This is a genomic window from Cochlodiniinecator piscidefendens, from assembly GCF_011326755.1.
GTDB lineage: Bacteria > Pseudomonadota > Alphaproteobacteria > Rhodobacterales > Rhodobacteraceae > Cochlodiniinecator > Cochlodiniinecator piscidefendens.
The window spans coordinates 111,002-133,258 of the sequence record NZ_JAAOIE010000002.1 but is presented as its reverse complement, the minus strand read 5'-3'; the positions used below and the strand labels follow the sequence as shown (position 1 = coordinate 133,258).

Annotated in this window: 22 protein-coding genes; 8 read left to right on the top strand and 14 right to left on the bottom strand. The window is 52.1% G+C overall.

The genetic code is table 11. From position 1 onward, the window contains the following. Nucleotides 1-35: 35 nt before the first annotated feature. Nucleotides 36-941 carry a DMT family transporter gene (locus G9C99_RS05395; RefSeq protein ID WP_166416439.1) on the top strand — a complete coding sequence of 302 codons (906 nt, stop codon included), beginning with the start codon at nt 36-38 and terminating at the stop codon, nt 939-941. Here the strand turns inward: G9C99_RS05395 and G9C99_RS05390 are convergent. The 6 genes from G9C99_RS05390 to mazG form a co-directional block, all read right to left on the bottom strand. Continuing rightward, complete coding sequence (locus tag G9C99_RS05390; protein WP_166416438.1) at nt 901-1,620, bottom strand: endonuclease/exonuclease/phosphatase family protein; 720 nt, start codon at nt 1,618-1,620, stop codon at nt 901-903. The genes G9C99_RS05395 and G9C99_RS05390 overlap by 41 nt on opposite strands. Nucleotides 1,621-1,673: 53 nt before the next feature. Then, nucleotides 1,674-3,110 (bottom strand): protein adenylyltransferase SelO, encoded by a 1,437-nt coding sequence (locus G9C99_RS05385; protein ID WP_166416437.1) that lies wholly within the window; start codon nt 3,108-3,110, stop codon nt 1,674-1,676. Continuing rightward, on the bottom strand, nt 3,107-3,556 hold the full coding sequence (locus tag G9C99_RS05380; RefSeq protein WP_166416436.1) for a GNAT family N-acetyltransferase: 450 nt from the start codon (nt 3,554-3,556) through the stop codon (nt 3,107-3,109). Before G9C99_RS05380 ends, G9C99_RS05385 begins: the two co-directional genes overlap by 4 nt. Further along, the gene (locus G9C99_RS05375; protein ID WP_166416435.1) at nt 3,553-4,503 is read right to left on the bottom strand and encodes a nucleoside hydrolase; all 951 of its coding nucleotides are present in this window, start codon (nt 4,501-4,503) and stop codon (nt 3,553-3,555) included. The genes G9C99_RS05380 and G9C99_RS05375 overlap by 4 nt, the downstream gene beginning before the upstream one ends. Before the next feature lie 175 nt (nt 4,504-4,678). Beyond that, on the bottom strand, nt 4,679-5,698 hold the full coding sequence (locus G9C99_RS05370; protein WP_166416434.1) for a Fe(3+) ABC transporter substrate-binding protein: 1,020 nt from the start codon (nt 5,696-5,698) through the stop codon (nt 4,679-4,681). 71 nt (nt 5,699-5,769) lie between these two features. After that, complete coding sequence (gene mazG, locus G9C99_RS05365; protein WP_166416433.1) at nt 5,770-6,600, bottom strand: nucleoside triphosphate pyrophosphohydrolase; 831 nt, start codon at nt 6,598-6,600, stop codon at nt 5,770-5,772. 65 nt (nt 6,601-6,665) lie between these two features. Here mazG and G9C99_RS05360 point away from each other — a divergent pair, with 65 nt between their 5' ends. From G9C99_RS05360 to G9C99_RS05340, 5 genes are all read left to right on the top strand, one after another. Further along, a complete protein-coding gene (locus tag G9C99_RS05360) occupies nt 6,666-7,829 on the top strand; it encodes a M20 aminoacylase family protein (RefSeq protein ID WP_166416432.1) in 1,164 nt (387 codons plus the stop codon). A gap of 75 nt (nt 7,830-7,904) precedes the next feature. Then, nucleotides 7,905-8,366, top strand: coding sequence for a DUF1499 domain-containing protein (locus tag G9C99_RS05355; protein WP_231703991.1), 462 nt, complete (start codon nt 7,905-7,907; stop codon nt 8,364-8,366). A gap of 286 nt (nt 8,367-8,652) precedes the next feature. Continuing rightward, entirely contained in the window at nt 8,653-9,708 is a 1,056-nt protein-coding gene (prfA, locus tag G9C99_RS05350; RefSeq protein ID WP_166416431.1) for a peptide chain release factor 1, read from the top strand. Then, the gene (prmC, locus tag G9C99_RS05345; protein ID WP_166416430.1) at nt 9,705-10,535 is read left to right on the top strand and encodes a peptide chain release factor N(5)-glutamine methyltransferase; all 831 of its coding nucleotides are present in this window, start codon (nt 9,705-9,707) and stop codon (nt 10,533-10,535) included. Before prfA ends, prmC begins: the two co-directional genes overlap by 4 nt. Nucleotides 10,536-10,769: 234 nt before the next feature. Continuing rightward, on the top strand, nt 10,770-11,465 hold the full coding sequence (locus G9C99_RS05340; RefSeq protein ID WP_166416429.1) for a DUF4167 domain-containing protein: 696 nt from the start codon (nt 10,770-10,772) through the stop codon (nt 11,463-11,465). A gap of 78 nt (nt 11,466-11,543) precedes the next feature. On the opposite strand, the gene rsmA is transcribed toward G9C99_RS05340, so the two are convergent. The 6 genes from rsmA to G9C99_RS05310 are packed head-to-tail and all read right to left on the bottom strand — an operon-like array spanning nt 11,544 to nt 18,947. Beyond that, the gene (rsmA, locus tag G9C99_RS05335; protein ID WP_166416428.1) at nt 11,544-12,386 is read right to left on the bottom strand and encodes a 16S rRNA (adenine(1518)-N(6)/adenine(1519)-N(6))-dimethyltransferase RsmA; all 843 of its coding nucleotides are present in this window, start codon (nt 12,384-12,386) and stop codon (nt 11,544-11,546) included. A 15-nt stretch (nt 12,387-12,401) separates the two neighbouring features. Next, nucleotides 12,402-13,376, bottom strand: a complete 975-nt coding sequence (gene pdxA / locus G9C99_RS05330) for a 4-hydroxythreonine-4-phosphate dehydrogenase PdxA (protein WP_166416427.1) — start codon at nt 13,374-13,376, stop codon at nt 12,402-12,404. Continuing rightward, a complete protein-coding gene (locus tag G9C99_RS05325; protein ID WP_166416426.1) occupies nt 13,373-14,596 on the bottom strand; it encodes a peptidylprolyl isomerase in 1,224 nt (407 codons plus the stop codon). Before G9C99_RS05325 ends, pdxA begins: the two co-directional genes overlap by 4 nt. 15 nt (nt 14,597-14,611) lie before the next feature. Further along, nucleotides 14,612-16,729 (bottom strand): LPS-assembly protein LptD, encoded by a 2,118-nt coding sequence (locus tag G9C99_RS05320; RefSeq protein ID WP_166416425.1) that lies wholly within the window; start codon nt 16,727-16,729, stop codon nt 14,612-14,614. Further along, entirely contained in the window at nt 16,729-17,826 is a 1,098-nt protein-coding gene (gene lptG / locus G9C99_RS05315; protein ID WP_166416424.1) for an LPS export ABC transporter permease LptG, read from the bottom strand. The genes G9C99_RS05320 and lptG overlap by 1 nt, the downstream gene beginning before the upstream one ends. Further along, entirely contained in the window at nt 17,823-18,947 is a 1,125-nt protein-coding gene (locus G9C99_RS05310) for an LptF/LptG family permease (RefSeq protein ID WP_331459974.1), read from the bottom strand. Before G9C99_RS05310 ends, lptG begins: the two co-directional genes overlap by 4 nt. Nucleotides 18,948-19,075: 128 nt before the next feature. Between G9C99_RS05310 and G9C99_RS05305 the strand changes: the two genes are divergently transcribed. Continuing rightward, nucleotides 19,076-20,545, top strand: coding sequence for a leucyl aminopeptidase (locus tag G9C99_RS05305; RefSeq protein ID WP_166416423.1), 1,470 nt, complete (start codon nt 19,076-19,078; stop codon nt 20,543-20,545). Between the two features lie 3 nt (nt 20,546-20,548). Further along, nucleotides 20,549-21,016: a DNA polymerase III subunit chi gene (locus tag G9C99_RS05300; RefSeq protein ID WP_166416422.1), complete on the top strand. Its 468-nt coding sequence runs from the start codon at nt 20,549-20,551 to the stop codon at nt 21,014-21,016. A 4-nt stretch (nt 21,017-21,020) separates the two neighbouring features. Here the strand turns inward: G9C99_RS05300 and G9C99_RS05295 are convergent, their stop codons facing one another. After that, nucleotides 21,021-21,599, bottom strand: coding sequence for a retropepsin-like aspartic protease family protein (locus G9C99_RS05295; RefSeq protein WP_166416421.1), 579 nt, complete (start codon nt 21,597-21,599; stop codon nt 21,021-21,023). Between the two features lie 36 nt (nt 21,600-21,635). After that, entirely contained in the window at nt 21,636-22,253 is a 618-nt protein-coding gene (locus G9C99_RS05290) for a MarC family protein (protein ID WP_166416420.1), read from the bottom strand. Nucleotides 22,254-22,257: the final 4 nt, after the last annotated feature.

Here is a 22,257-nt window from a genome sequence, read left to right as displayed (position 1 = left end):
CGCTGTGATAAAGCAGCATATAGGGCACAGGCATAATGGAACGTAAAACGTCGGTCGATACATTTGGCGTCATTGCGCTGGTAGGGTTTTCGCTGCTGTCAGGGTTCAATCAGGTTGTTGTTAAACTGGTGAATGATGGGATGCAGCCTGTGTTCTTTGCAGGGTTACGTTCGTTTGGTGCGTTGTTTTGCATTGGGTTGTGGATGATGATCCGACGTAAATCATTTCGCATTGCCCCAAACACGATTGGGCCTGGGATTTTTACAGGGGCTTTGTTTACTGCTGAGTTTTTCTTTTTGTTTCTCGCGCTGGATTATTCAAACGTGAGCCGGGTCACGATCTTATATTTCTCGATGCCAATTTGGGTCGCACTCGCGGCGCATTTCTTTTTACCGGGGGAGCGAATGAGTTCGATCAAGGCGCTGGGCGTGGCTTTGGCCTTTGGCGGTGTGGCGTTGGCAATTTCCGAACGCGCCAGTTCGGACGAAATTAGTCTCTGGGGGGATGTGTTTGCCATTTTAGCGGCGATGTTCTGGGCGGGTATTGCGCTTTCTGTTCGCTTAACCCCATTGGCTAAGGAAAGCCCAGAAATGCAAATGATGTGGCAAGCGGGGGTATCGGCACTTGTATTGTTGATTATTGCCCCTTGGTTTGGTCCGTTCTTGCGCGACTTCACGCTGTTTCATGCGGCCGGGTTTGTCTATCAAGTTGTTGTCGGTATGAGTTTTGCGTTTGTGATCTGGTTCTGGTTAATTTCTATTTACCCGGCGACCAGCGTTGCCAGCTTTGCCTTTTTATCCCCAATCGCGGGTGTTGTTCTTGGATGGGGGGTATTGGGCGAAACAATCGGTTGGGCCACTGTGTGCGCAATCGTGTTGGTTGCTATTGGAATTAGTCTGATTAACCGACCGACGCCTGCAACTGAGTTGCAGTCGGGATAACATCGACCCAAATCGGCAAATGGTCAGAGGCGCGGCGCGCAAGGGGTGTTTCGATGACACCGGCATTTTGTACGCTGACCTCTGGGCCATGCGCCACCCGATCAAGCGGTGCAATAGGACGGCGCGCATGAAAGCTCTGGCCGGGTGAAAACACTTGGTATTGATCTGGTAATCCACAGAGACCTTTGGTTTTAGACCATTCGTTGAAGTCACCGATCATGACGGTTGGCAAAGGCCTGCGCTTGCCTATGGTTTTGGTGATCGTGTCTAGTTGCAGTTTTCGACTACTGCGCAACAAACCTAAATGCACACCGATCAACCGCAAGGCACCGCGCGGCGTTTGAATATCGGCAAGCACCGCGCCGCGGGGCTCAAGGCCGGGTAGCGTTATGTGGTCAACATCAAGCAGCGTTGTCTGCGGCCCAAGAAGTACCGCGTTCCCGTGCCAACCAAGGCTAACTTCGTTTAATGCAAATGGGGCCACTTGGTAGCGACTTTGACTTTCAATGAGCGATTGCGGCAGCGCACTTGGGCGCGCGCCCAAGCGCCGGTCGGCCTCCTGTAGTGCTATAACATCGGCGTTTATCTCATTGATAACGCTTAATACGCGGTGCGGATCACGTTTACGGTCGGTACCGATGCATTTCCGAATATTATAGCTGGCAATTCTAAGGGGCATACTAAAAAACTAATACCTTTGGTGTGTAAATTAAAGAGGATCACACCAAATTGTCAGGTTCCGCAAAAGGTGCGCAGAACTTCTTCGTCCGGGTTTGGCGGGTTTTGCAAATCTTTGGCATCTGGTTGGTTTTTATACGGAGTCGCAAGTGCGGACATCAGCCGTTCAAACGGTGCCTTGTCTCCGTCGACGGCGGCTTGGATCATCTGTTCAATACGGTGATTGCGTGGAATAAACGCAGGGTTGGACCGCTGGCGCAAAGCATGCTGATCTGCGGTCGTCGCCTGTTCGTTCGTCAGCCTGTGGGTCCAAGCGGTTTTCCAAATGCTCCATGCCTCTGGGTTGGCAAATTGATCTGCTTCTTGTCCGCCTCCCAAGGCGCGGAATGTGTTGGTGAAATCAGCCTGTTCATTTGCCATCAATGTCATCAGGTCCAAAATCAGATTTGTATCGCCATCTTCTTTTTCGGTAAGCCCCAACTTGGCTCGAAACACATCCTGCCACGCAGCAGTAAAGCGTGGTGAAAACGCATCAAGCGCCTCCTTGGCGGCTTCGACGGCTTTGTCTTGATCAGGGTCAATGATGGGCAACAATGACGTCGCAAGTTGCGCTATATTCCAAACGGCGATGTCGGGTTGGTTTTGGTAGGCATACCGCCCTTGGCGATCAATGGAGCTAAAGACAGTGGCCGGGTGAAACCGATCCATGAAGGCACAGGGGCCGTAGTCGATGGTTTCGCCTGCGATATGGCAGTTATCGGTATTCATTACGCCATGGATAAATCCAACCCCGAGCCATTTTGCGATTAAATCTGCCTGACGCTCAATTACCCCCTGCAAGAGGCCAAGCGGACCTGAACGATCAGGGTAATGCCGCGCAAGCGTGTAATCGGTGAGCTGCTGCAGGGCCAATTCGTTTTTGCGTGCGGCGAAATACTGAAATGTTCCAACGCGAATGTGGCTTGAGGCCACGCGGGTCAAAACAGCACCGGGCAAGCCCGTTTCGCGTTGTACGGTTTCGCCCGTTGTCATCGCGGCTAAGGCGCGGGTGGTTGGAATACCCAAGGCATGCATTGCCTCAGACACCACATATTCACGCAGCACCGGGCCAAGCCATGCGCGCCCATCCCCGTTGCGGCTAAAGGGGGTCGGACCTGATCCCTTGAGCTGAATGTCGTGCCGTTTTCCATTCCGGTCGATCACTTCGCCCAGAAGAACAGCGCGGCCATCACCCAGTTGGGGCACAAAATTCCCAAATTGATGGCCTGCATAGGCTTGGGCAATAGGATCAGCCCCTTCGATTTGTGCATTACCAGTAAGCGCAGCCGTTGCATGGGGTGTTTCCAGCCCGGAAATTCCGAGTTCAGCGGCTAACGGGAGGTTCAGGGCTAAAACGCCGGGGTCGCGCACAGGGGTCGCGCGCTGACGTTGGTAAAAGGCCTCTGATAGCTGTGCAAAGCTGTTATCGAACGGGATAGTTAGCAGGGTCATGAGAGGTCCCGAATAAGCTGAAGGTGGGTGTCATCGGCAGTAAACCCGGCGCGGCCAGATAATTTCAGCGCGCGTTGGTTGGATTGATCAACGGCTATGAGTAATCGATGCACCCCAAAGTCGCGCAGGGTTGGAACCAATGCGGCAAGTGCGGCACTTCCCATTCCGCGGCCCCGCACGCTTTCCCGCACAAAAAACTCATCTATCTGCGCACTGCGCCCACCCTTTGACAGTGAAAACCCAAATGTGACCGCGATATATCCAACAGGGGACCGCCTGGGCCCAATCAACCAAATAGCGGCATGGATATCACCAGAGAAAAGCTGTTCCAATGCATCTTCGCGCTCATCATCTGACGTGGGAAGGCCAGCATAGGCATGGTAGCCTGCAATCAACGGGCTAAGCTTTGCGCGGTCCTCTGGTTGTGCCAGATGCAGCATATTCATAGGCGCCCCAATCGTTCGGTTAACAGGTTGAAAAATCCATCGGCGTCAATATCCCCCATGAACATCGCGTTGGCGGGTCGGTCAGTGACACCCCACCAATCCGCCACAGTCATGCCCAGGGTCAATTCTGACTGCGTTTCGATGGCCACATTGATCATACGGCCGGAAAACAAATCTGGCTGGATTAAATAGGCAATTACACATGGATCATGCAAAGGCGCGCCGTTGGAGCCATATTTTTCTTTATCAAAACGTTCAAAAAAATCGGTCCATTCTGCGACCATATTTCCGACCTGCGTGTTCAGCGCGCGAAACGCATCAACACGTGGTTTTGTTGTTAGCGCTTTGTGGGTGGTATCCAGCGGCATCACTGTGACCGAAATTCCAGATTTAAAAACAATATCAGCGGCTTCTGGATCGACATATATGTTAAATTCGGCGGCAGGAGTGATGTTCCCAACCTCGAAATAAGCGCCACCCATTAATACGATTTCCTGTACACGATCTGCGATATCAGGGGCCTGTTGAAGGGCTGTCCCGATGTTGGTTAGCGGCCCCAATGGGCAGAGCGTGACAGTGCCGGAGGGCTCTTGGCGTAAGGTCTCAATGATGAAATCAACTGCATGCTGATGCTGTAACGCCATCGTTGGGTCTTGCATGACAGGGCCGTCTAATCCGGTTTTTCCATGTACATGTTCAGCGGTGACCAAAGGGCGCTGCATTGGGCGATCACACCCCGAGAATACTTTCGTTTCAGGCCGCTTTGCGAGTTCACACACAATACGCGCGTTTTTTTTGGTCAGAGGAAGCGGCACATTTCCCGCAACCGTAGTGATCCCCAAAACATCAACATTTTCGGGGCTGGCAAGCGCCAATAAAATGGCCACCGCATCATCCTGACCGGGGTCGGTGTCGATAATAATCTTGCGAATGGGGTTTGTGGTCATTTGGCCCTGCATGTTCGGTCTCACAATCGTCACCGCAACAGTGAGGGAGCCAACACAGGATGTCTAGTCAGCATCGGTGGCTTCAGCACAAGATTGCTGACACTCTGGTGATCCAACGAAAAAAACCCGCTGCAAAAGCAGCGGGGCCAGAGCTTAATAAAAATTCTGTTTAGGCTTAGTTGCCTGCGTCGAAGTCTACTTCTTCGGTGATACGCAGAGCGTCGCCACGAAGGCGTGCCAATGTCATCAGGTTCACGTCGTCAGCTGTGAATTCACCCCAACCTTGTACCAATTCAGCAGGTTCGGTGCCGTCCGCGATTGGGTACTCAAAGTTTGCGTGCGCATAGATTTCTTGTGCTTCTGGTGAACTGAGGAATTCCATCAGTGCCAATGCGTTGTCTTGGTTTGGCGAAGCCGCAGTCATTGCAACACCAGAAACGTTTACGTGTGTGCCGCCATTTTCAAATGTAGGGAACACGATGCGTACGGAGTCAGCCCATTCGCGCTGTTCTTCGTTGCTGAGCATTTTGCCCATGTAGTAGGTGTTGCCGATGGAAATATCACACTCGCCAGCCCAGATCGCTTTGACCTGTGCGCGGTCATTGCCTTCTGGTGCGCGTGCGAGGTTGCCACGTAGGCCAGTCAGCCATTCGCGTGCACCTTCTTCGCCGTGATGTTCGATCATTGCGGAAGTCAAAGCAACGTTATAAGCGTTTGTGCCGGAACGGATGCAGATACGGCCTTCCCAGCGTGGGTCAGCAAGATCTTCGTATGTTGTAACTTCGCCATCAGCTACACGATCACGAGAAGCGTAAACAATACGTGCACGTGTGGTCAGGCCAAACCATTGACCATCTGGGTCACGGTATTGCGCTGGGATGTTTGCGTTCAAAACGTCTGATTCAACAGATTGTGTCAGGCCTGCTTCGACGACTGCGTTCAGGCGTGAAATATCAACAGTGAACACGAGGTCAGCAGGAGAACGATCACCTTCAGCTTGAAGACGCTCAACCATACCATCGCTAAGGTGAACAACGTTTACGTCAATACCAGTTTGCGCTGTGAAAGCGTCTGTCAAAGGCGCGATCAATTCAGGCTGGCGATAAGAATAAACGTTGACTTCTTCAGCAACAACAGGGGCTGCAACGGTGACGGCAGCAGTGGCCAAAAGAGCGGAGCGAAGTTTCAAAAACATATCATTATCCAGTTTTGTTTGCTTGGCCGCTATAAACCTTAGTAATTTACTCAGGTCAATACCTGATTGAATTACTCGGAAACTTTTCGCTCATCTTTTTTAACGTCGCCCCATAGGGTATCCATTTCGGTGAGATTGGATTGCTCTGGTGTTTTTCCCATGGCATTAAGTTTTGACTCTACTTGATTGAAACGGCGTGTGAATTTTTGATTTGCCGAACGTAGGGCAGCCTCTGGTTCCACCCCTAAATGACGGCCAAGATTGGCCATAACAAAGAGCAAATCACCAAACTCTTCTTCGACTTCGGCTTGGGTTAAATCCTGATGGGCCTCAACCAACTCTGCTGATTCCTCTTGGATTTTGTCCAATACTTGGGTGGTTTGAGGCCAATCAAACCCGACACGCGCCGCACGCTTTTGTAGCTTTACCGCCCGCAGCAAAGCAGGCAGTCCAACCGCTACACCATCCAACGCACCTTTTTCTGCATTAGCTGCGCGCTCAGCTGCTTTTATTTTTTCCCAATCGGCGGTTTGTTGATCTGCAGACTTTTCCCGGCTTTCGTCCCCAAAGACATGCGGGTGGCGAGCGACCATTTTATCAGCGATGTTTTTTGTGACACTGCCAAAACTAAAGAGACCCAACTCTTCGCCCATCTGGGTGTGGTAAACCGTTTGGAGTAATAAATCTCCCAGCTCGCCTTCGAGATCAGGCCAGTTTTTGCGCTCAATTGCGTCAGCGACCTCATATGCTTCTTCGATGGTATAAGGGGCGATGGTTTTGAAATCTTGCTCAATGTCCCAAGGGCAACCCGTGTCTGGGTCGCGTAGGCGGCGCATGATTTCTAATAAACGTGGCAAACCGCCATCTGGGTCGTGAACAAGGCTATCGCTGTCTTTGGTCATTGCATCTTTCCGGGAATTGGGAAAACCTGCCGCTAGTTAGTCAAATCCCGCAGTAGGAGTCCACCATGCCCGTCCTGAACCGTATCGCAGATTTTTCCGAGGACATGAAAACATGGCGCCGTCATTTGCATATGCATCCTGAATTGCAGTTTGATTGCCATGAAACAGCAGCATTTGTCGTTGAACGGCTTCGGGAATTTGGAATCACAGAGATACACGAAGGTATCGCCCAATCCGGTGTTGTCGCAATCATCGAAGGTCAGGGCGAAGGCCCGACTATTGGTCTGCGTGCAGACATGGATGCCTTACCCATGGAGGAAACAACGGGGTTGGAATATGCCTCGACCGTACCGGGGAAAATGCATGCATGTGGACATGATGGGCACACTACCATGTTGCTGGGGGCGGCGCGGTATCTGGCCGAAACCCGTAACTTTTCCGGACGTGTGGCGTTGATTTTTCAACCCGCCGAGGAAGGTGGCGGCGGTGCCGGGGTCATGGTTGAAGAGGGGATCATGGATACCTTTGATATTTCAGAGGTGTATGGCATTCACAATGTTCCCGGTATTCCCGAAGGGCAATTCTACACAAAACCCGGCCCAATTATGGCTGCTGCGGATTCGTTTGAAATCTTTATCACGGGCGTTGGTGGACATGGGGCATATCCCCATGAAACCAAAGATCCAATTGTTGCAGCGGTTGCGGCCGTCAATGCGATCCAAACCATCGTCAGCCGTAACAATCATTTTGAGGAAGATCTGGTTGTGTCCGTCACGCAAATACATTCTGGCACCACGGATAACGTGATCCCAGAAGAAGCTTATATCAATGGCACTGTGCGGACTTTTGATAAAGACGTGCAAAAAATGGTTGTCCGCCGGCTCGAGGAAATAACAGCAGGGATTGCGGCTGTTTATGGTGTTGAGATGCGTTTGGCGTATGAATGGGGGTATCCGGCTACTGTGAACGACCCTGCCAAAGTGACATTTGCGGCTGAGGTCGCCCGCGAAGTGGCAGGTGAAGTGAATGTGGATGCGCAATCTGGTAAAGAAATGGGCGCAGAAGATTTTGCCTATATGTTGGAAGCACGTCCCGGAGCGTATTTGTTTTTAGGGCAGGGCGAAGGGGCAGGGCTGCATCATCCGTCTTATAACTTTAACGATGATGTATCTGCCTCTGGCGCGAGCTTTTTTGCACGTCTTGTTGAGAAGGCCCAGCCAAAGGGATAAGCCCCTTTTGAAGGTCCGCCCACCCTCCCACCCCGGCCCTCCAAAAGGGGCTGGGCGCGTTAAATTGGAACGAAAATGCTGAAATTAGCTGTTTTAGGTGTAATGGGGTTGGCTGCGTGTTTCACAGCATATGTGCGCCTTGCGCCAATAGAGGCTGAGCGTTGGCATAATAATCCTATGCCATTGGGAGCACTTGATGCGCCAACGCATCAAACAGGGGCAGGATCATACGCCGAAGTCATACATTTACCCGGTGCCACAAAAGACGATGCCTTTGCCGCGCTGAGTGAAATCGCTTCTGAAACGCCGAGAACTGTTACATTGGCGGGGAGTGCGGATGAGGGGCGGCTGACTTTTGTTACGCGATCCCGCGGTTTTGAGTTTCCTGATTATACAACGGTTGAAATCGCCCAGACACCGGATGGTGTCGGTGTCGCATTTTTCGGGCGCTTGCGGTTTGGCCAATCAGATTTCGGCGTCAATCAAGTTCGTATCAGGCGTTGGATCGAGGCTTTGACGCGGCGTGTTCAGGGTTGAAGACAGGCAAGCCGTCCCGGTTTCGCGCCACATCGGATTGTTCAACGACATTTCGCACCGCGCCATAAAGGCCCGCCCATCGACAAAAAGACAAATTTCTTCGCCCAATTCGACACGGGATCCCGCGCGATCTGTGCAAAAACATTCGATTGTGCGGCCATTATATGTCCCATCCGCCAACGCTGGAAATGGACAAAGCGCTAAGATCAAGAATATATGTTTCATAGATGTAGGGTAGCACAGCTGCGCCTCTTGACCAAATCACAGAGATAAGACAGAGAAACGCATGGTTCCCTTAGATAAATTAATGCAGATCACCGACCGCTTTGAGTACCTCGAAGCGCGTATGGCCGAAGGTGCCGCAGGTGATGAAATCGCGGCACTCGCGCGTGAATACTCTGAACTTAAGCCGGTGGTCGAGGAAATATCGGCTTATCGGCGCTTGCTTGATGATATCGAGACGGCTGAACAGATGCTGGCTGATCCCGAGATGAAGGATTTAGCCGAAGAAGAACTGCCCGAATTGCGCGGCCAGATTGACGGGTTGGAAAGTGCGTTGCAAATTGCGCTGTTGCCCAAAGATAAAGCAGATGCACGCCCGGCAATGATGGAAATTCGCCCAGGTACCGGGGGCGAAGAGGCCGCACTATTTGCGGGTGATTTGCTGCGGATGTATCAACGCTATGCCGAAGAACAGGGGTGGGATTTCCAGATATTGGAACACTCTGAGACTGGACTTGGCGGGATCAAAGAAGTTGTCGCCCACATCAAAGGCACCAATGTGTTCGCGCGGATGAAGTACGAAAGTGGTGTGCACCGCGTGCAGCGTGTTCCCGAAACCGAAAGCGGTGGGCGCGTCCACACGTCAGCCGCAACAGTTGCGGTTTTGCCCGAAGCGGAAGATGTCGATATTCATATCGAGGCCAAAGATTTACGTATTGATACAATGCGATCCTCCGGCGCTGGCGGTCAACACGTGAACACCACGGATTCAGCTGTACGGATCACGCATATTCCCAGCGGCGTGGTTGTGACCAGTTCAGAGAAATCGCAGCACCGAAACCGCGAAATCGCGATGCAGGTTTTGAAAACCCGCCTTTACGATATGGAACGTCAGAAACTGCATGATGAACGCTCTGAAGATCGCAAAAGCCAAGTTGGCTCTGGGGATCGCTCAGAACGCATTCGGACTTATAACTTTCCGCAGGGGCGCATGTCGGACCACCGGATCAATCTTACGCTCTATAAGTTGGATCAAATTTTGCAGGGCGATCTTACGGAAACCATTGACGCGCTGACAGCTGATGATCATGCGACCCGTTTGGCCGAGATGGGCATATGATTGCCCAAGCCGCGTTGGTTTTGGCGAGCCGGAGGCTCGCGGAGGCGGGCGTTGAAGGGGCTCCGCGCGATGCCCGACGTTTGCTCGCCCATGTGCTGGGGGTTGAGTTGGGGCGCGTGACGTTGATTACGCAGGATGACCTGAGCGAACACGACCAAACCCTATTTGAAAAGGCTGTTGAACGTCGTGCTTTGCGCGAACCCTTGTCGCACATTACCGGCACGCGTGAATTTTATGGGCGTGTGTTTACGGTAACCTCTGATGTTCTTGACCCAAGGCCTGACACGGAACTTTTGGTTGATGTGGCTTTGCGTACACCCTTTCATCGCGTGTTGGATTTGGGGACCGGGAGCGGCTGTATTTTACTAAGCGTGCTGAGCGAACAACCCGAAGCAACGGGTGTTGGTGTCGATCTGTCGGAAAAGGCATTGGCGGTTGCTGACAGAAATATGCAGAACTTGGGCCTTTCAGAGCGCGCAACCTTGCGTCAGTCAAATTGGTGGGACAACGTCGAAGGCACATTTGATCTGATCCTCTCTAACCCTCCCTATATTCGAGAGGATGAAATGGCAGATTTGTCGCCTGAGGTCCAGGAGTGGGAACCACATTTGGCGCTGACACCAGGGGGGGATGGCTTAGCGGCGTATCGTGAAATCATCGACAAAGCGGCTATGTATCTGAACCCAAACAGTCGGCTGGCTGTTGAAATCGGGGCAGAGCAGGACCAACAGGTAGCGAATTTGTTTAAGTCCGCCGGATATAGAGATATTTTTGTTGAACGAGATATGAACGAAAAAGACAGAGTGGTCTGTGGCCGACGTCCATGATCTGTGTTGGTTTGGTCAAAAATAGTGTTATAATGCCGATATATTCGTTCAAATTGCAGAATCATCTTGTCAGACGGCGTGAGGCTGTCTAGGGATGAGGTACGAGATGGCGGAACGCACTGTGCGGTCCCCCTTGTATATACGCCAAACATAACAAGGGCATTTGCCCTATCGCCCCTGATACGCAGGGCAGGCGCAAGTGACCGCCATATTGGGCTTAACACGAAGAGTACAATGAGATCATCAAAACCACGTTCGCGCGGGAAGTCTAACCGCAATCGCTCGTCTGGCAATAACCTCAACCGGGTTTTTGACAGTTCAGGTCCTGAAGGCAAAGTGCGCGGCACGCCACAGCAGATCATTGATAAATACCAACAGTTGACGCGCGATGCGCAGCTGTCGAATGACCGTGTGGCCGCTGAAAACTTTCAACAACACGCAGAACACTATGTGCGTATGCTAAGCGAAGCACAACGCGAAGCAGATGCGCGGCGTGAGCAGCAAGAAGCACAGCATCGTGAGCGCCAAGCGCAGCGCGATCAAGAGCGTGCTGAACGCAATGAGCAACCGCGTACAGATGGTAATGAACAGCCACGTGCTGAAAACAACGAGCAACCTCGTGTTGAACGTCAGAAGCAAGACCGCCGCAATGCACCAGCACAAGAGGGCGGTCAGCCACGTCATGCACCTGCACCGGTTGAAGCGCCTGCTGAGCCTATTATCACCAAAGATACACCGCAGCCAGATTTGTTAGATATTCCTGCACAGGGCGAAAGTGGTCTGGTTGAAACACCGGAAAATGTTCCACCGCCAAAACCTAAGCGCCCACGTAAACCGCGCGCACCAAAAGCGAAACCAGCCGCCGCTGTAGAAGCACCCGCACCAGAGGAAAGCTCTGGTCCGACAGATAGCCCAGAGGCTGCTGAGTAATAAAGAAACCCCGCCAATTTGGCGGGGTTTTTATTTGGGGTTCTTTAAATCCTGCTGCGCAGTCGCAGACTGCAAGGATTATTTCTTTTCAAGCACCTGAGCCAATTTACAGAAGCCTTCGATGCTGACTTGTTCAGCGCGATCCGTTGGCTTTAAACCTGCCTCAACGAGCCGATCTTCGATGTCAGGGGCCGTTCCCTTGAGCGAAGCGCGCAGCATTTTGCGGCGTTGATTAAACCCAGCTGCAACAATCCGGTTCAAAATCTTAGGATTGGCGGGAAACAATGGCGTTTCGCGACGTTGTAGGTGCACAACGGCTGAATGGATTTTTGGGGGCGGGGTAAAGGCCTCAGGCGGCAAAGCCATAACGATCTGCGCCTGTGTGCGCCATTGAGCCAAAATCGCAAGCCGACCGTATTTTTTCGAACCCGGTTGCGCAACGATGCGTTCGGCGACCTCTTTCTGGAACATCAACGTAAGGCTTTGCCAGTAAGGGGGCCAAGTATCAGGTGACAACCACCGCACCAAAAGCTCTGTACCAACATTATAAGGTAGGTTTGCCACAACGCGGATGGGCGGTGTGAGATGTTCCAACGGATTAAGTTCGAGCGCATCAGCGTTGATAACGTCAAACCGGTCCCCATAAAGTTCTTTGATCTCAGCCAGTGCGGGCAGGCACCTTGCGTCTTTTTCAATTGCAAGGACACGACGTGCGCCTTCGGCCAGCAGACCGCGGGTTAGGCCACCGGGGCCAGGCCCGATTTCTAGCACATCACATTCATCCAGCGTCCCAGCCTGACGTGCGATCTTTGCCGTCAAATTTAGATCGAGCAAAAAATTCTGCCCAAGGGATTTTTTTGCTGAAAGGTCGTGGGTGGCAATCACATCACGCAAAGCGGGGAGGTTATCAATCATGGCCATTGTGTTTTGCTTTCCTCATGAGGAGCGGGCGCGGGCCATTGTATCAGCCAGTATCATCGCTTCGATTAGACTGGTTGGGTTTGCAACACCTTGGCCTGCAATGTCAAACCCCGTTCCGTGGTCCGGTGAGGTTCGAACAAAGGGCAAGCCTAGCGTTACATTAACCCCACGATCAAAATCCAGCGTTTTGATCGGGATGAGCGCCTGATCATGATACATGCAAATCGCGGCATCGTAGGTTTCGCGCGCGCGCGCATGGAACATAGTGTCGGCAGACATTGGGCCTGCTAAATTTACCCCACTTTCATTCAGCCGCGAAATCAATGGTGTCATAAACTGTAGCTCTTCGCGCCCCATTGTCCCGCCTTCGCCCGCATGTGGGTTAAGCCCAGCAATCGCGAGGCGCGGGTTTTTAATGTCAAAATCCCGTTCTAACGCGGCGTGAGTGATACGGATGATCTGTTCCAAAAGTTCAGGGGTGAGTTGCCTTGGTACTTCGGAAAGGGCGATATGTATTGTTGCAGGGACAACACGTAGCAGCGGGCTGGCGAGCATCATAACAACATGATCTACCCCACCAAGGGACGCAAGGTATTCCGTATGGCCGGGATAGGCAAAATTTGCCCCGTCCTTCAGAACCTTCTTATGAATCGGGTTTGTGCACACCGCGCTAGCCTCACCGGATTGAGTTAGCGAAACGGCCTTTGCAATGACGTCAATGACCCCCTGGGCATTCTCTAGCGTCGGTGTGCCGGGTATGGCCGGGTGCGCGAATTCATGCACGAGGACAGGCATTGCATTTTTGATGACGCTTGCGGCTTCACTCGGGTGTGTAATAGGCGCGATTGGTGTTCCGGGCGGAAGATGACGTGGGTCGCCAATCAGAAAAAAGGGAAGCCGCTCCTTGAGGGCTTCCCATGCTTTTACAGTGAGTTCGGGGCCAATGCCTGCGGGTTCACCGCAGGTCAGAGCAATGGGCGCGATTGTCATGGGTAAATGATAGTCGCGTCTGCGCGTAATTCAGCCAAGAAGTTTTCCGCCAATGCACCAATACGCTGGTTGCGCAGATTGTTCCGAATGTCTTCGCGATCAACGTCTTGGACAGCGGCGGTTACACGGCCACACAGCATCAAAAATAGCAGGGTATCACCCGATGCATTTGTGAGGCTGGTTGAAACTTCGTTGGTGTCCAAAAGCGCCAGTTGAAGCGCGATTTCTTCTGGAATATCGGAAACGGGCAGGGTCACGCGCGTCAGAACCTCTTCGGGTTGGCCGTGCGCAATGCCGTAAAGGTCATCGCAGGAATCAACCGAGTTGCGAATGTCGGTTGCTGCACCTTGGGCGGAATGGCCGCCCGGAATGTCGTAGATTGCATATTCGATTGAGCTGGTCGCGAGAACCACTTGGGCTGTTTCTTCTAACGCGCGCATTTGAAACAGGATAATTCCACCGGGAATATCAATTGGTTCAGTGACTTCACCGGGGGATAGGGTCAAAACCTGAGACCGGATCGCTGGGGGCAAATTCCCAATTGGCAACCAATCAAGCCGCCCACCGCGCCCCCGCGACGGGGATGCAGAATATTGACGCGCCGCCGCAGCAAAGGCAGGAAGCGTTGAAATTTGGCTCAGTTGTTGTGCACGTCGTCTAGGGGCGTCTGTTTGGCCTTCAGGCGCGGGAAGAATGATTTCTGACAGCAACACGCGCACGCCGCCCTGACCAGAGGCGAGTGCGATGGCCCGATCCAGTTCGCTTTCCGAGATTTGCACCCGAGAGGCAAACAATCCCCCTGCGATTTCGCGCCACGCTAGACCCGAGCGGACAAAATCACGAAATGTTTCTTCAGTAATTCCGCCTTGGCTAAGGATTTGTAAAAATTGTTCAGTCGATAATTCAGCGCGTTGCGCAAACTCTTCCATGCCGATCGCAATTTGCTCTTCGCTTACGATCACGCCACGGCGCCGCGCTTCTTGCATACGAAGGCGGTCATCGACCAAACCTTTCATGGCCTCTTCTTCGGGGTTCCCTGGCGCACGCAATAATGCCATGAATGCCATTCTTTGATCGAATTCATACTGCGTTATCTGCTGGTCATTCACACGGGCAACTGGGGCAAACAGATTTTGCGCAGTGCCAATGTTTGGTGCCAAGGCCATCCAGCACAAAGTAAAAAATGCCAGAATGAAACGAAAGTGAGGCCGATGTGCCATGCTGTCTATTCTTTCTTAATTTATGCAGCTGCGCGATGCACCGCGTGCTTGTCCCGAGGCCCCGAACCCAACAAGGGAAACAGTAAGGCCATAAGAGGTATTCGGTTGTAGAATTGCTGTTGATGTAAACCGACGTGAAACGGAAAGGTCAACCTTTACACATTCCCCGTGGTAGGTCAGACCGAGGCCCGCATTGGCCAATTCACCACTTTGAAAGTCATGCCGCCAGTTTGCGGTGCCTGTCCAAACATCATTAAAGCGATAAGAGGTGTCAAAGGTCCATTCAGATACGGCCAGCCGATTTTCCGCAGGCGCAGCGTCAAGCCAAACGTAAGTTGACCCAAGATCCAGTCGCTCGCCGCGCCAACTTATACGGGTTTCGTTGCGTGTCAGATCTAATTGGTCGTTAAACAGCGCACGAGTCGTCAGGGTAATATTCTGTGGGGTCTGCAATTGATAGGCTAAGAGCCAATCAGACTGTGCACCGGTCAACCCTGATCCCGCGGTGAATTGCGCATAATCTTGATCACGGAAAATGCGTCCAGCTGACAGCGTATTGGTGATACCGGACGGCCCAATGCGTGACCAAGTTAGGCCAACGTTAAACCGTGTGCCTTCCTCGTATACGTTTGAACCTGCGTAACGTGACAATGCAAACAAGTTGCCTTCGTCAAATTCCAGCAGAGTACTGTCCTCATTGGGGACGCCTGTTTGATTGGTATCTGTCCAAAGCAGTTGCACGGTCGGGGTGACAACATGGCGAATGCCACGGTAGTTTGTCATAGCAAAGGGCCATGAAACTTCCCCACCCAACGTGGCGTTATAAAAGAGCCCTTCTTGCTCGCCAGGGGCTTGGTCTGCAAGGGTATAGTAATCGGCCCCGCCATCGGCAATCAGTCCAAAAACAATGCCGTTATTTGACACCCAATTGCGTCTCCAATTGAGGTGCGCGCTAAACCGGCCCATATCCCGACCAAGGTCGCCATTCACATTTGACGCGCGTTGAAACGCAAACAATTCTGCGCTGACCTCGGCTGTTCCACCAAGAACACCGGGAACAAACCGATGGTTCCATTCAACATTTGCGACGAGACCGGGAATATTTGCGTTGTCTTCTGCTGCACGAAGGGATTTGAAATCAATAATCTCAGCATTAAAGAACGTATCGTTGCGCGTTCTGGTTAGCTGGATGTTGCTCTCGAGGCGGTCATTGGGGGAATACCCATAGTCAAGCAAGTAGCTTTTATCCGACACGGTTTCCAAATTGAAATTCAACTCAAAATCACGAGCCAGATCAAAGGACCCAGACCCAAACAGATAACCGCGCGTTGCATTGGGGATCAGGTCATCGTTGGTAAATGACCCGGTAAATTCAATGTCACCATTATGGAACGCTTGTCGGTATCTCAGTTCCAAGGTTCTGGTTCGGCTTGAGAAATACGGGGTGATGGTCAGGTCGCGATGATCGCCAATGCGAATAAAATACGGGGCCTTGATGCCCAGACCTAACCGCGATGACGATCTGAGGCTGGGTGTCAGAAACCCTGTTGCACGTTCCAAGGTCGGATCAGGAAGCCGCAGGCGCGGAGCCCAGAAAATAGGAACATCCATGACACGAAACTGAGCATTGTCAAAATAGAGCTGGCGCTCTTGTTGATCATGAATGATCCGGGTGGCCCGAATTTGCCAAAGCGGAATAGGGTTGTCGACGCAGACCTCACAGCTTGATGCAACGGTTTGATAAAGCTGTGTATAACGTCCTTCGACACGGTTGATTTCAGTTGCTGCAATTTGCAATTGCTGACCTAATACCAAACGCGCGCTTTGTAGAATGCCGGTTTGCAGATCTTGAGACAGTTCAGCACTGTCCGCAAGGATCAGGGTTTCATCCCCATCGTTTAATATGATTGGCCCTTCGATGCTGAGCCGTCCAAGGGATTGATCAAACGTAAGGCGACTGGCGCGCAAGTGGCGGTCTTGAAAAAAGACTTCAACATGGCCCGAGGCGATCAGGCGATCATGGCCTTCGGTATAGACAGAATCTGCAATCAAGACAGCACGCGACTGAGCGAGGCCAGAGGTGGCACTACAAGCGATCAGCGCAGCGAGAACCGGTTTTAGAAAACGACGCATCAACCGTCCTCCAAATGTAGCAGAGCGGCGAGGCTAAGGAAAATTGCCGCAATCGGGGGGGCCCAAGCCGCTAAGATCGCGGGAATTTGCCCGCTTTCAGCTAAGACCTGAGCAAAGTTTCGAATAAAGAACAAGGCAAACCCCATTAATATCGCAGCCAATACCATCACACCTGTGCGCCCAAAACGCGTGTGGCGCAGTGTAAAGGTCGCCCCCACCAGTACCATTGCGATAAATAGTAGTGGTAGTGCAAGCTCCAATTGAAACCAAACCTTGTGTTGGCGGGCGGAAAAACCGGCATTTTCTAGCCGAGAGATAAAGGCGGGTAATTCCCATATCGGAATAGAATTCGGGGTGCCAAAGCTGTCTCTGATTTGTTCCGGGGTCAGGCTTGATGGCAATATCAGTTCTTCATGCGTCCCGGCGTCGCGTTCTGGGTTGTCGCTACCGGTGAGTGGCCAGATTTTGACGTTGGATAGTTTCCATCCTCCATCCTGTAGCTCAGCACGGTTGGCGGTCAGGCGACGCAAAGCAACTCCATCAGGTGAAAACGTCAGAAAGCTCGTTTGCCATAAGACTGTGCCATCTAGATTAGCGTGATCTGCATAAATGACAGTTTGACCGCTTGCGTCCCCTTGGCGCAACCACAATCCTTCTGAAGAAACCGAAAAGCTACTGCTACGCCCGGTAACAAAGGCATTTGCCCGGTTTTCATATTCCTTGCTTGTCGCAGCTACAATCGGGTTAAAAGCGGCCACAGCAACAGCCCCAAATAACGCCGCGACAATACAAGGCGCGATCAAAGCGCGAAGCGCAGATCGTCCAGCTGCCCGTGTCACAACCATTTCAGAGCTGCGTGCAAGGCCTAAGAACAGGGTAAGCGTCGCCAAGATCACAATCAGCGGCAGCATTTCATAAAGCGTTTCTGGGACTTTTAACACGGAAAGCGTTAGAACATCGGAAAAGCCTGCGCCGTGTTGACCGTAGCGCCGTGATTGCTCAACCATTTCGATCAGGACTAAAATACCGCTTAACACGCCGCCGACTAGCATTAATGCCATCGCAAATTTGCGGGCAAAATAAACATGAAGTTTCATTGAGCGGTTCTCCGTCGCCGCGAGAACAGGGTCGGGTGCGCACTGAGCCACAAGAGAGCAGTGGCAATCGTTACGCCCATAACTGAGGGTAGTAACATAACGACTTCCAATCCTGGGTTCGAAATCGCGATGTCCGAGGCCGAGTTATCCGCTGCCTTAATGACAACAAGCATGGCAATAGCAAGAATGATTTGCCGCCAAATCCCAAACCGCGAAAACCCGCCAAGCAGTAAACAGGCAAACCCAACCAAAGGCGTGACCACCGCAAGCAACGGCTGTGCAATCCGATCCATAACGATGAAATTTACATCACTGCGAGAGGTGCCAACAGTTTCCAGAGCGGTGATGTCGAGGGATAAAATTTCAAACGTTGTTAATGCGCTCGGTTGGGGCGGACCTAGATTTTCAATATCGACAAGGCCCGAGATATCGAAAGCAAATTCTTCAAATCGTGTGGTGAACAGACGTTGGGTCGAACGGTCAAGATTCATTGCCAGCCCATCAAACATCAACAACTTCGGCCCTGCATCGGTATTGGCCAAAAAGGCACGGCGTGCGCTGTAGGTTAACTCGATGTTTTCTTCGCGCGTGTCGGTCAGAAAAATATCCAGCAGTTCAGAAACGGGGGTAATTTCGCGAATATAAAAGGTAATGCCCGTGGCCGGATGTAAAAATTCGCCTTCGCTTAACAATCCAGCAGATACATTTTGCGCGATTTCTGTACGGCGCTCTTCGAGCTGGCGCGAGGCCATTGGTTCTAGAAAATGCGACAACACGGATAATAAGGCTGCGACGATCAAACCAAAGTATAAAACCGGGCGCGCAAGGCGAAAACCACTAAACCCCGTGGCCTGCATGACCACGAGTTCGCTTTCACTGGACAGTCTGTTGGTTGCGTAGACTGCTGCAATAAAAGCAGAAATCGGAAGAACGACGCGAATAACGTTTGGAAGTGTCAGCGCTGTGAATTCTAGAAATACAGTTGCAGATTGCCCATCAGCAATTAATTGATCGAACAGCACTACAGCTTGGTTGACCCAATAGACCATCACCAAAATCAGTGAGAAAAAGCCAAACAGCATCATGAGCTGCGACAGCATATACCTGTCGAATCTCGCCACCAATCCTGCCCCCTTGCTTTCGTAACGTAGCGCAAGTTAACCCAATTGAAAGCGCGGGAAAACTGCTATCTGGTCAATTGGCGCAGAGCAGACTACGAATAGCAAAACCCTGCTTATTGGAGAAACGCATGACAACGCCCGTAGCCATCCATTTCAAAGACGTAGAACTAGACGCCATTGCTGATTGGGAAGGGCGCGTCGCGGTCTTTTTGGGCGAAGAAGGCAAGATGGACATCACCGCGCGTCGGGTGAATCGCCTAACGCGGGGCGCGCTAAAACGTTTGGCCGAAAGCGAAGGTTTCGCAAAAATGCAGCCCGGCGAAATGCGCGAATTGGCTTGGCCTGTTGGTATGGCAGCAGATTCGTTGTTGGTTGTGCGTCTTGATCGCCGTTCAGCAGTTGAAGATGCACGCAAGGCGGGGGCGGCAATCGCCAAAGCCAAAGCAAATGCACCGGTTCTTGTACTCGCTGGGAATTTAAACAAATCGGCAGACATCTCTTTTGGAGTTGCTCTGCGTGACTATGATTTTACCGATCATAAAACAGCAGACGCAGTTGCCCAAGGTGACGTGACCTTTATGGTGTCAAAACCAGAAGAAGTCGCAGCAGAAGCTGGCCCAATGGCTGCTGTTGCAGAAGGCGTATTTTTCACCCGTGATTTGGTGAATGAGCCTGCCAACATTTTGACCACCGATGATTTCGCCGCGCGGTTGGCAGCGATGCAGGAACTCGGGCTTGAGGTTGAAATCCTCGAAGAGGCTGATCTGGAAAAGCTGGGTATGCGCACGCTATTGGCGGTTGGGCAGGGGTCTGTCAGCCCATCAAAGGTTGTTGTGATGCAATGGAAAGGCGGCGCTGAAGATGAAAAGCCGTTCGCCTTGGTTGGCAAAGGTGTGGTGTTCGACACGGGCGGCATCAGCATCAAACCCGCAGGTGGCATGGAAGATATGACCATGGATATGGGGGGTGCCGGTGTTGTATCCGGCGTCATGCGTACACTCGCGCTGCGCAAGGCTAAGGCCAATGTTGTTGGGCTTGTTGGTTTGGTTGAAAACATGCCTGATGGCAATGCAACCCGCCCTGGTGATGTTGTGCGCTCTATGAAAGGCGACACAGTCGAAGTCATCAATACAGACGCTGAAGGGCGGCTCGTGCTTTGTGACGTGATGTGGTATGCACAAGAGCGTTTTGAACCGACGGGTCTGATTGATCTGGCAACACTGACCGGTGCGATCATTATTGGTCTTGGCCATGAAAACGCAGGTGTGTTTTCAAACAACGACGTCCTATGTAATCAATTCCTAAAGGCCGCCGCAGCTGAGGGCGAAGGCGCTTGGCGCATGCCTTTGGGTGCCGCTTATGACAAGCAACTCAAATCCCGAGTTGCGGATATGATGAACGTAGGCGGCCGTCCGGCAGGCTCCATCACTGCCGCGCAATTCCTTCAGCGGTTTGTGCAAGAAGATATGCCATGGATTCACCTAGATATCGCTGGTGTAGCGAGCGTTAAGGGTGGAACAGACCTCGCGCCGGGTGGTGCGACAGGTTGGGGCGTTATGGCGCTGGATCGCATGGTTCGCGATATGTTGGAAGGTTAACACATGGGGGCCGCGTATTTTTATCACCTCACCGAAAGCCCGCTTGATGTGACCTTGCCAATGTTACTTGGTAAGGCCCAACAGGTAGGATGGCGTGTTGTTGTGCGCGGCCGCAATGAGGGCATGATCGATTGGCTTGATCAACTCTTATGGCTGGGGGCAGAGGACGGATTTCTGCCCCACGGCAAACAAGGGACCGGTTTTGATGCCGAGCAACCCATTTTATTGACGACATTGGGCGATATCCCAAATGGCGCTAGCTGTATTATGTCGGTTGGTGGGGCTGAGGTTTCGTCGGATGAAATCACGAACTCAGATCGTGTGTGTATTCTGTTTGATGGAAATGATCCCGATGCTGTTCAGCACGCCCGAGGGCAGTGGAAAGCAATCACAGGCGCAGGCTGTGCGGCCCAATACTGGGCACAAGATATGGGATCATGGGTGAAGAAAGCCGAAAGTAACCCGGATTAAACCGTTATCGTTCAAGCGTTAAGACGCCATTGTTAATCTCGATGCGGTTAAAGCGGTTGAGATAGGACATGCCCAGCAATGACCCTGACATTTCACCGCCGTTGACTTGGGCTGAAACGTTGCGATCAATAATGGGGCCCAGTTCAACAGTTTCAAGATTGACCCGAGCCGTGCCAACAATGCCGTTGGCTGTTTGGGCCTGACCAAAGTAAGATAGGCTATTGGGGTCAATACCAATAGCCTCGGCATCTTGGGCCGATAAAACCATATGGGTCGCCCCGGTATCGACTGTAAATTCGACAGCTTGGTTGTTGATAACCAAAACTAAATTGTAATGCCCGTCACGGCTGCGCGGGATTTCAACGACGCTGTCAGATTGATAGTGTTGTTGTGGAATAGCAGCGCGGCGAATATCCCCCCAAAGGCCGTAAGCGGCAATCACACCAACAAACAACAACCCCCAGACCATCGCTTGTTGTAGGGTTTTGCCCATTGAATTTCGGTTTTGAGAAATAAACCAAGCAACTACGGCCGCGCCCAGCAGCCCCAGATATACCAATTGTCCGAAATCGTCGCCGCCCATAGAAACCTCTTTTGTTTGCAAGTCTTATATGGGGATTTATCCGGAAATTACAGCCAGAGACATAATGCCATCCACGACAAATTGAACAGAAAGTGCGGCCAAAAGCATACCCAATAGGCGGGTGACAACATTTGTGCCGGTCTCCCCCAGGGCACGTTCAATCAATCCGGCACTGAGGAAAAAGAGGAAAACAACAGCAATCACCACAAGCATGACACCGATCACTGTAAATGTAGCTGTCCATGTTCCGCCACCTGTTCCGATAAGCAAAATCATTGAGGCAATCGCGCCGGGGCCTGCGATCAACGGTGTCGCAAGCGGGAAGATGGACGGATCGTGCGCTTGGGCAGATTGTCCTTTGCGGCGCTGCGTGCGGCGTTCAAACAACATATCGAGCGCGGTCAGGAATAAGAGTATCCCCCCGGCAATGCGAAACGCCGAGAGCGAAATACCGGCAAAGCCTAGTACAGCTTCTCCAAACATGCCAAACAAGGTGAGCAAAACTGCCCCTGTTGCACAGGCCCGCAGGCCAATTGCACGGCGCTGTTCATTTGGCATTCCAGAGGTTAGCGCGACAAATAATGGAGCGAGCCCGATGGGGTCAATCACCACCAAAAGCGTGATAAATGCGGTGATGATTGCCTCTAGTTCCATCGGA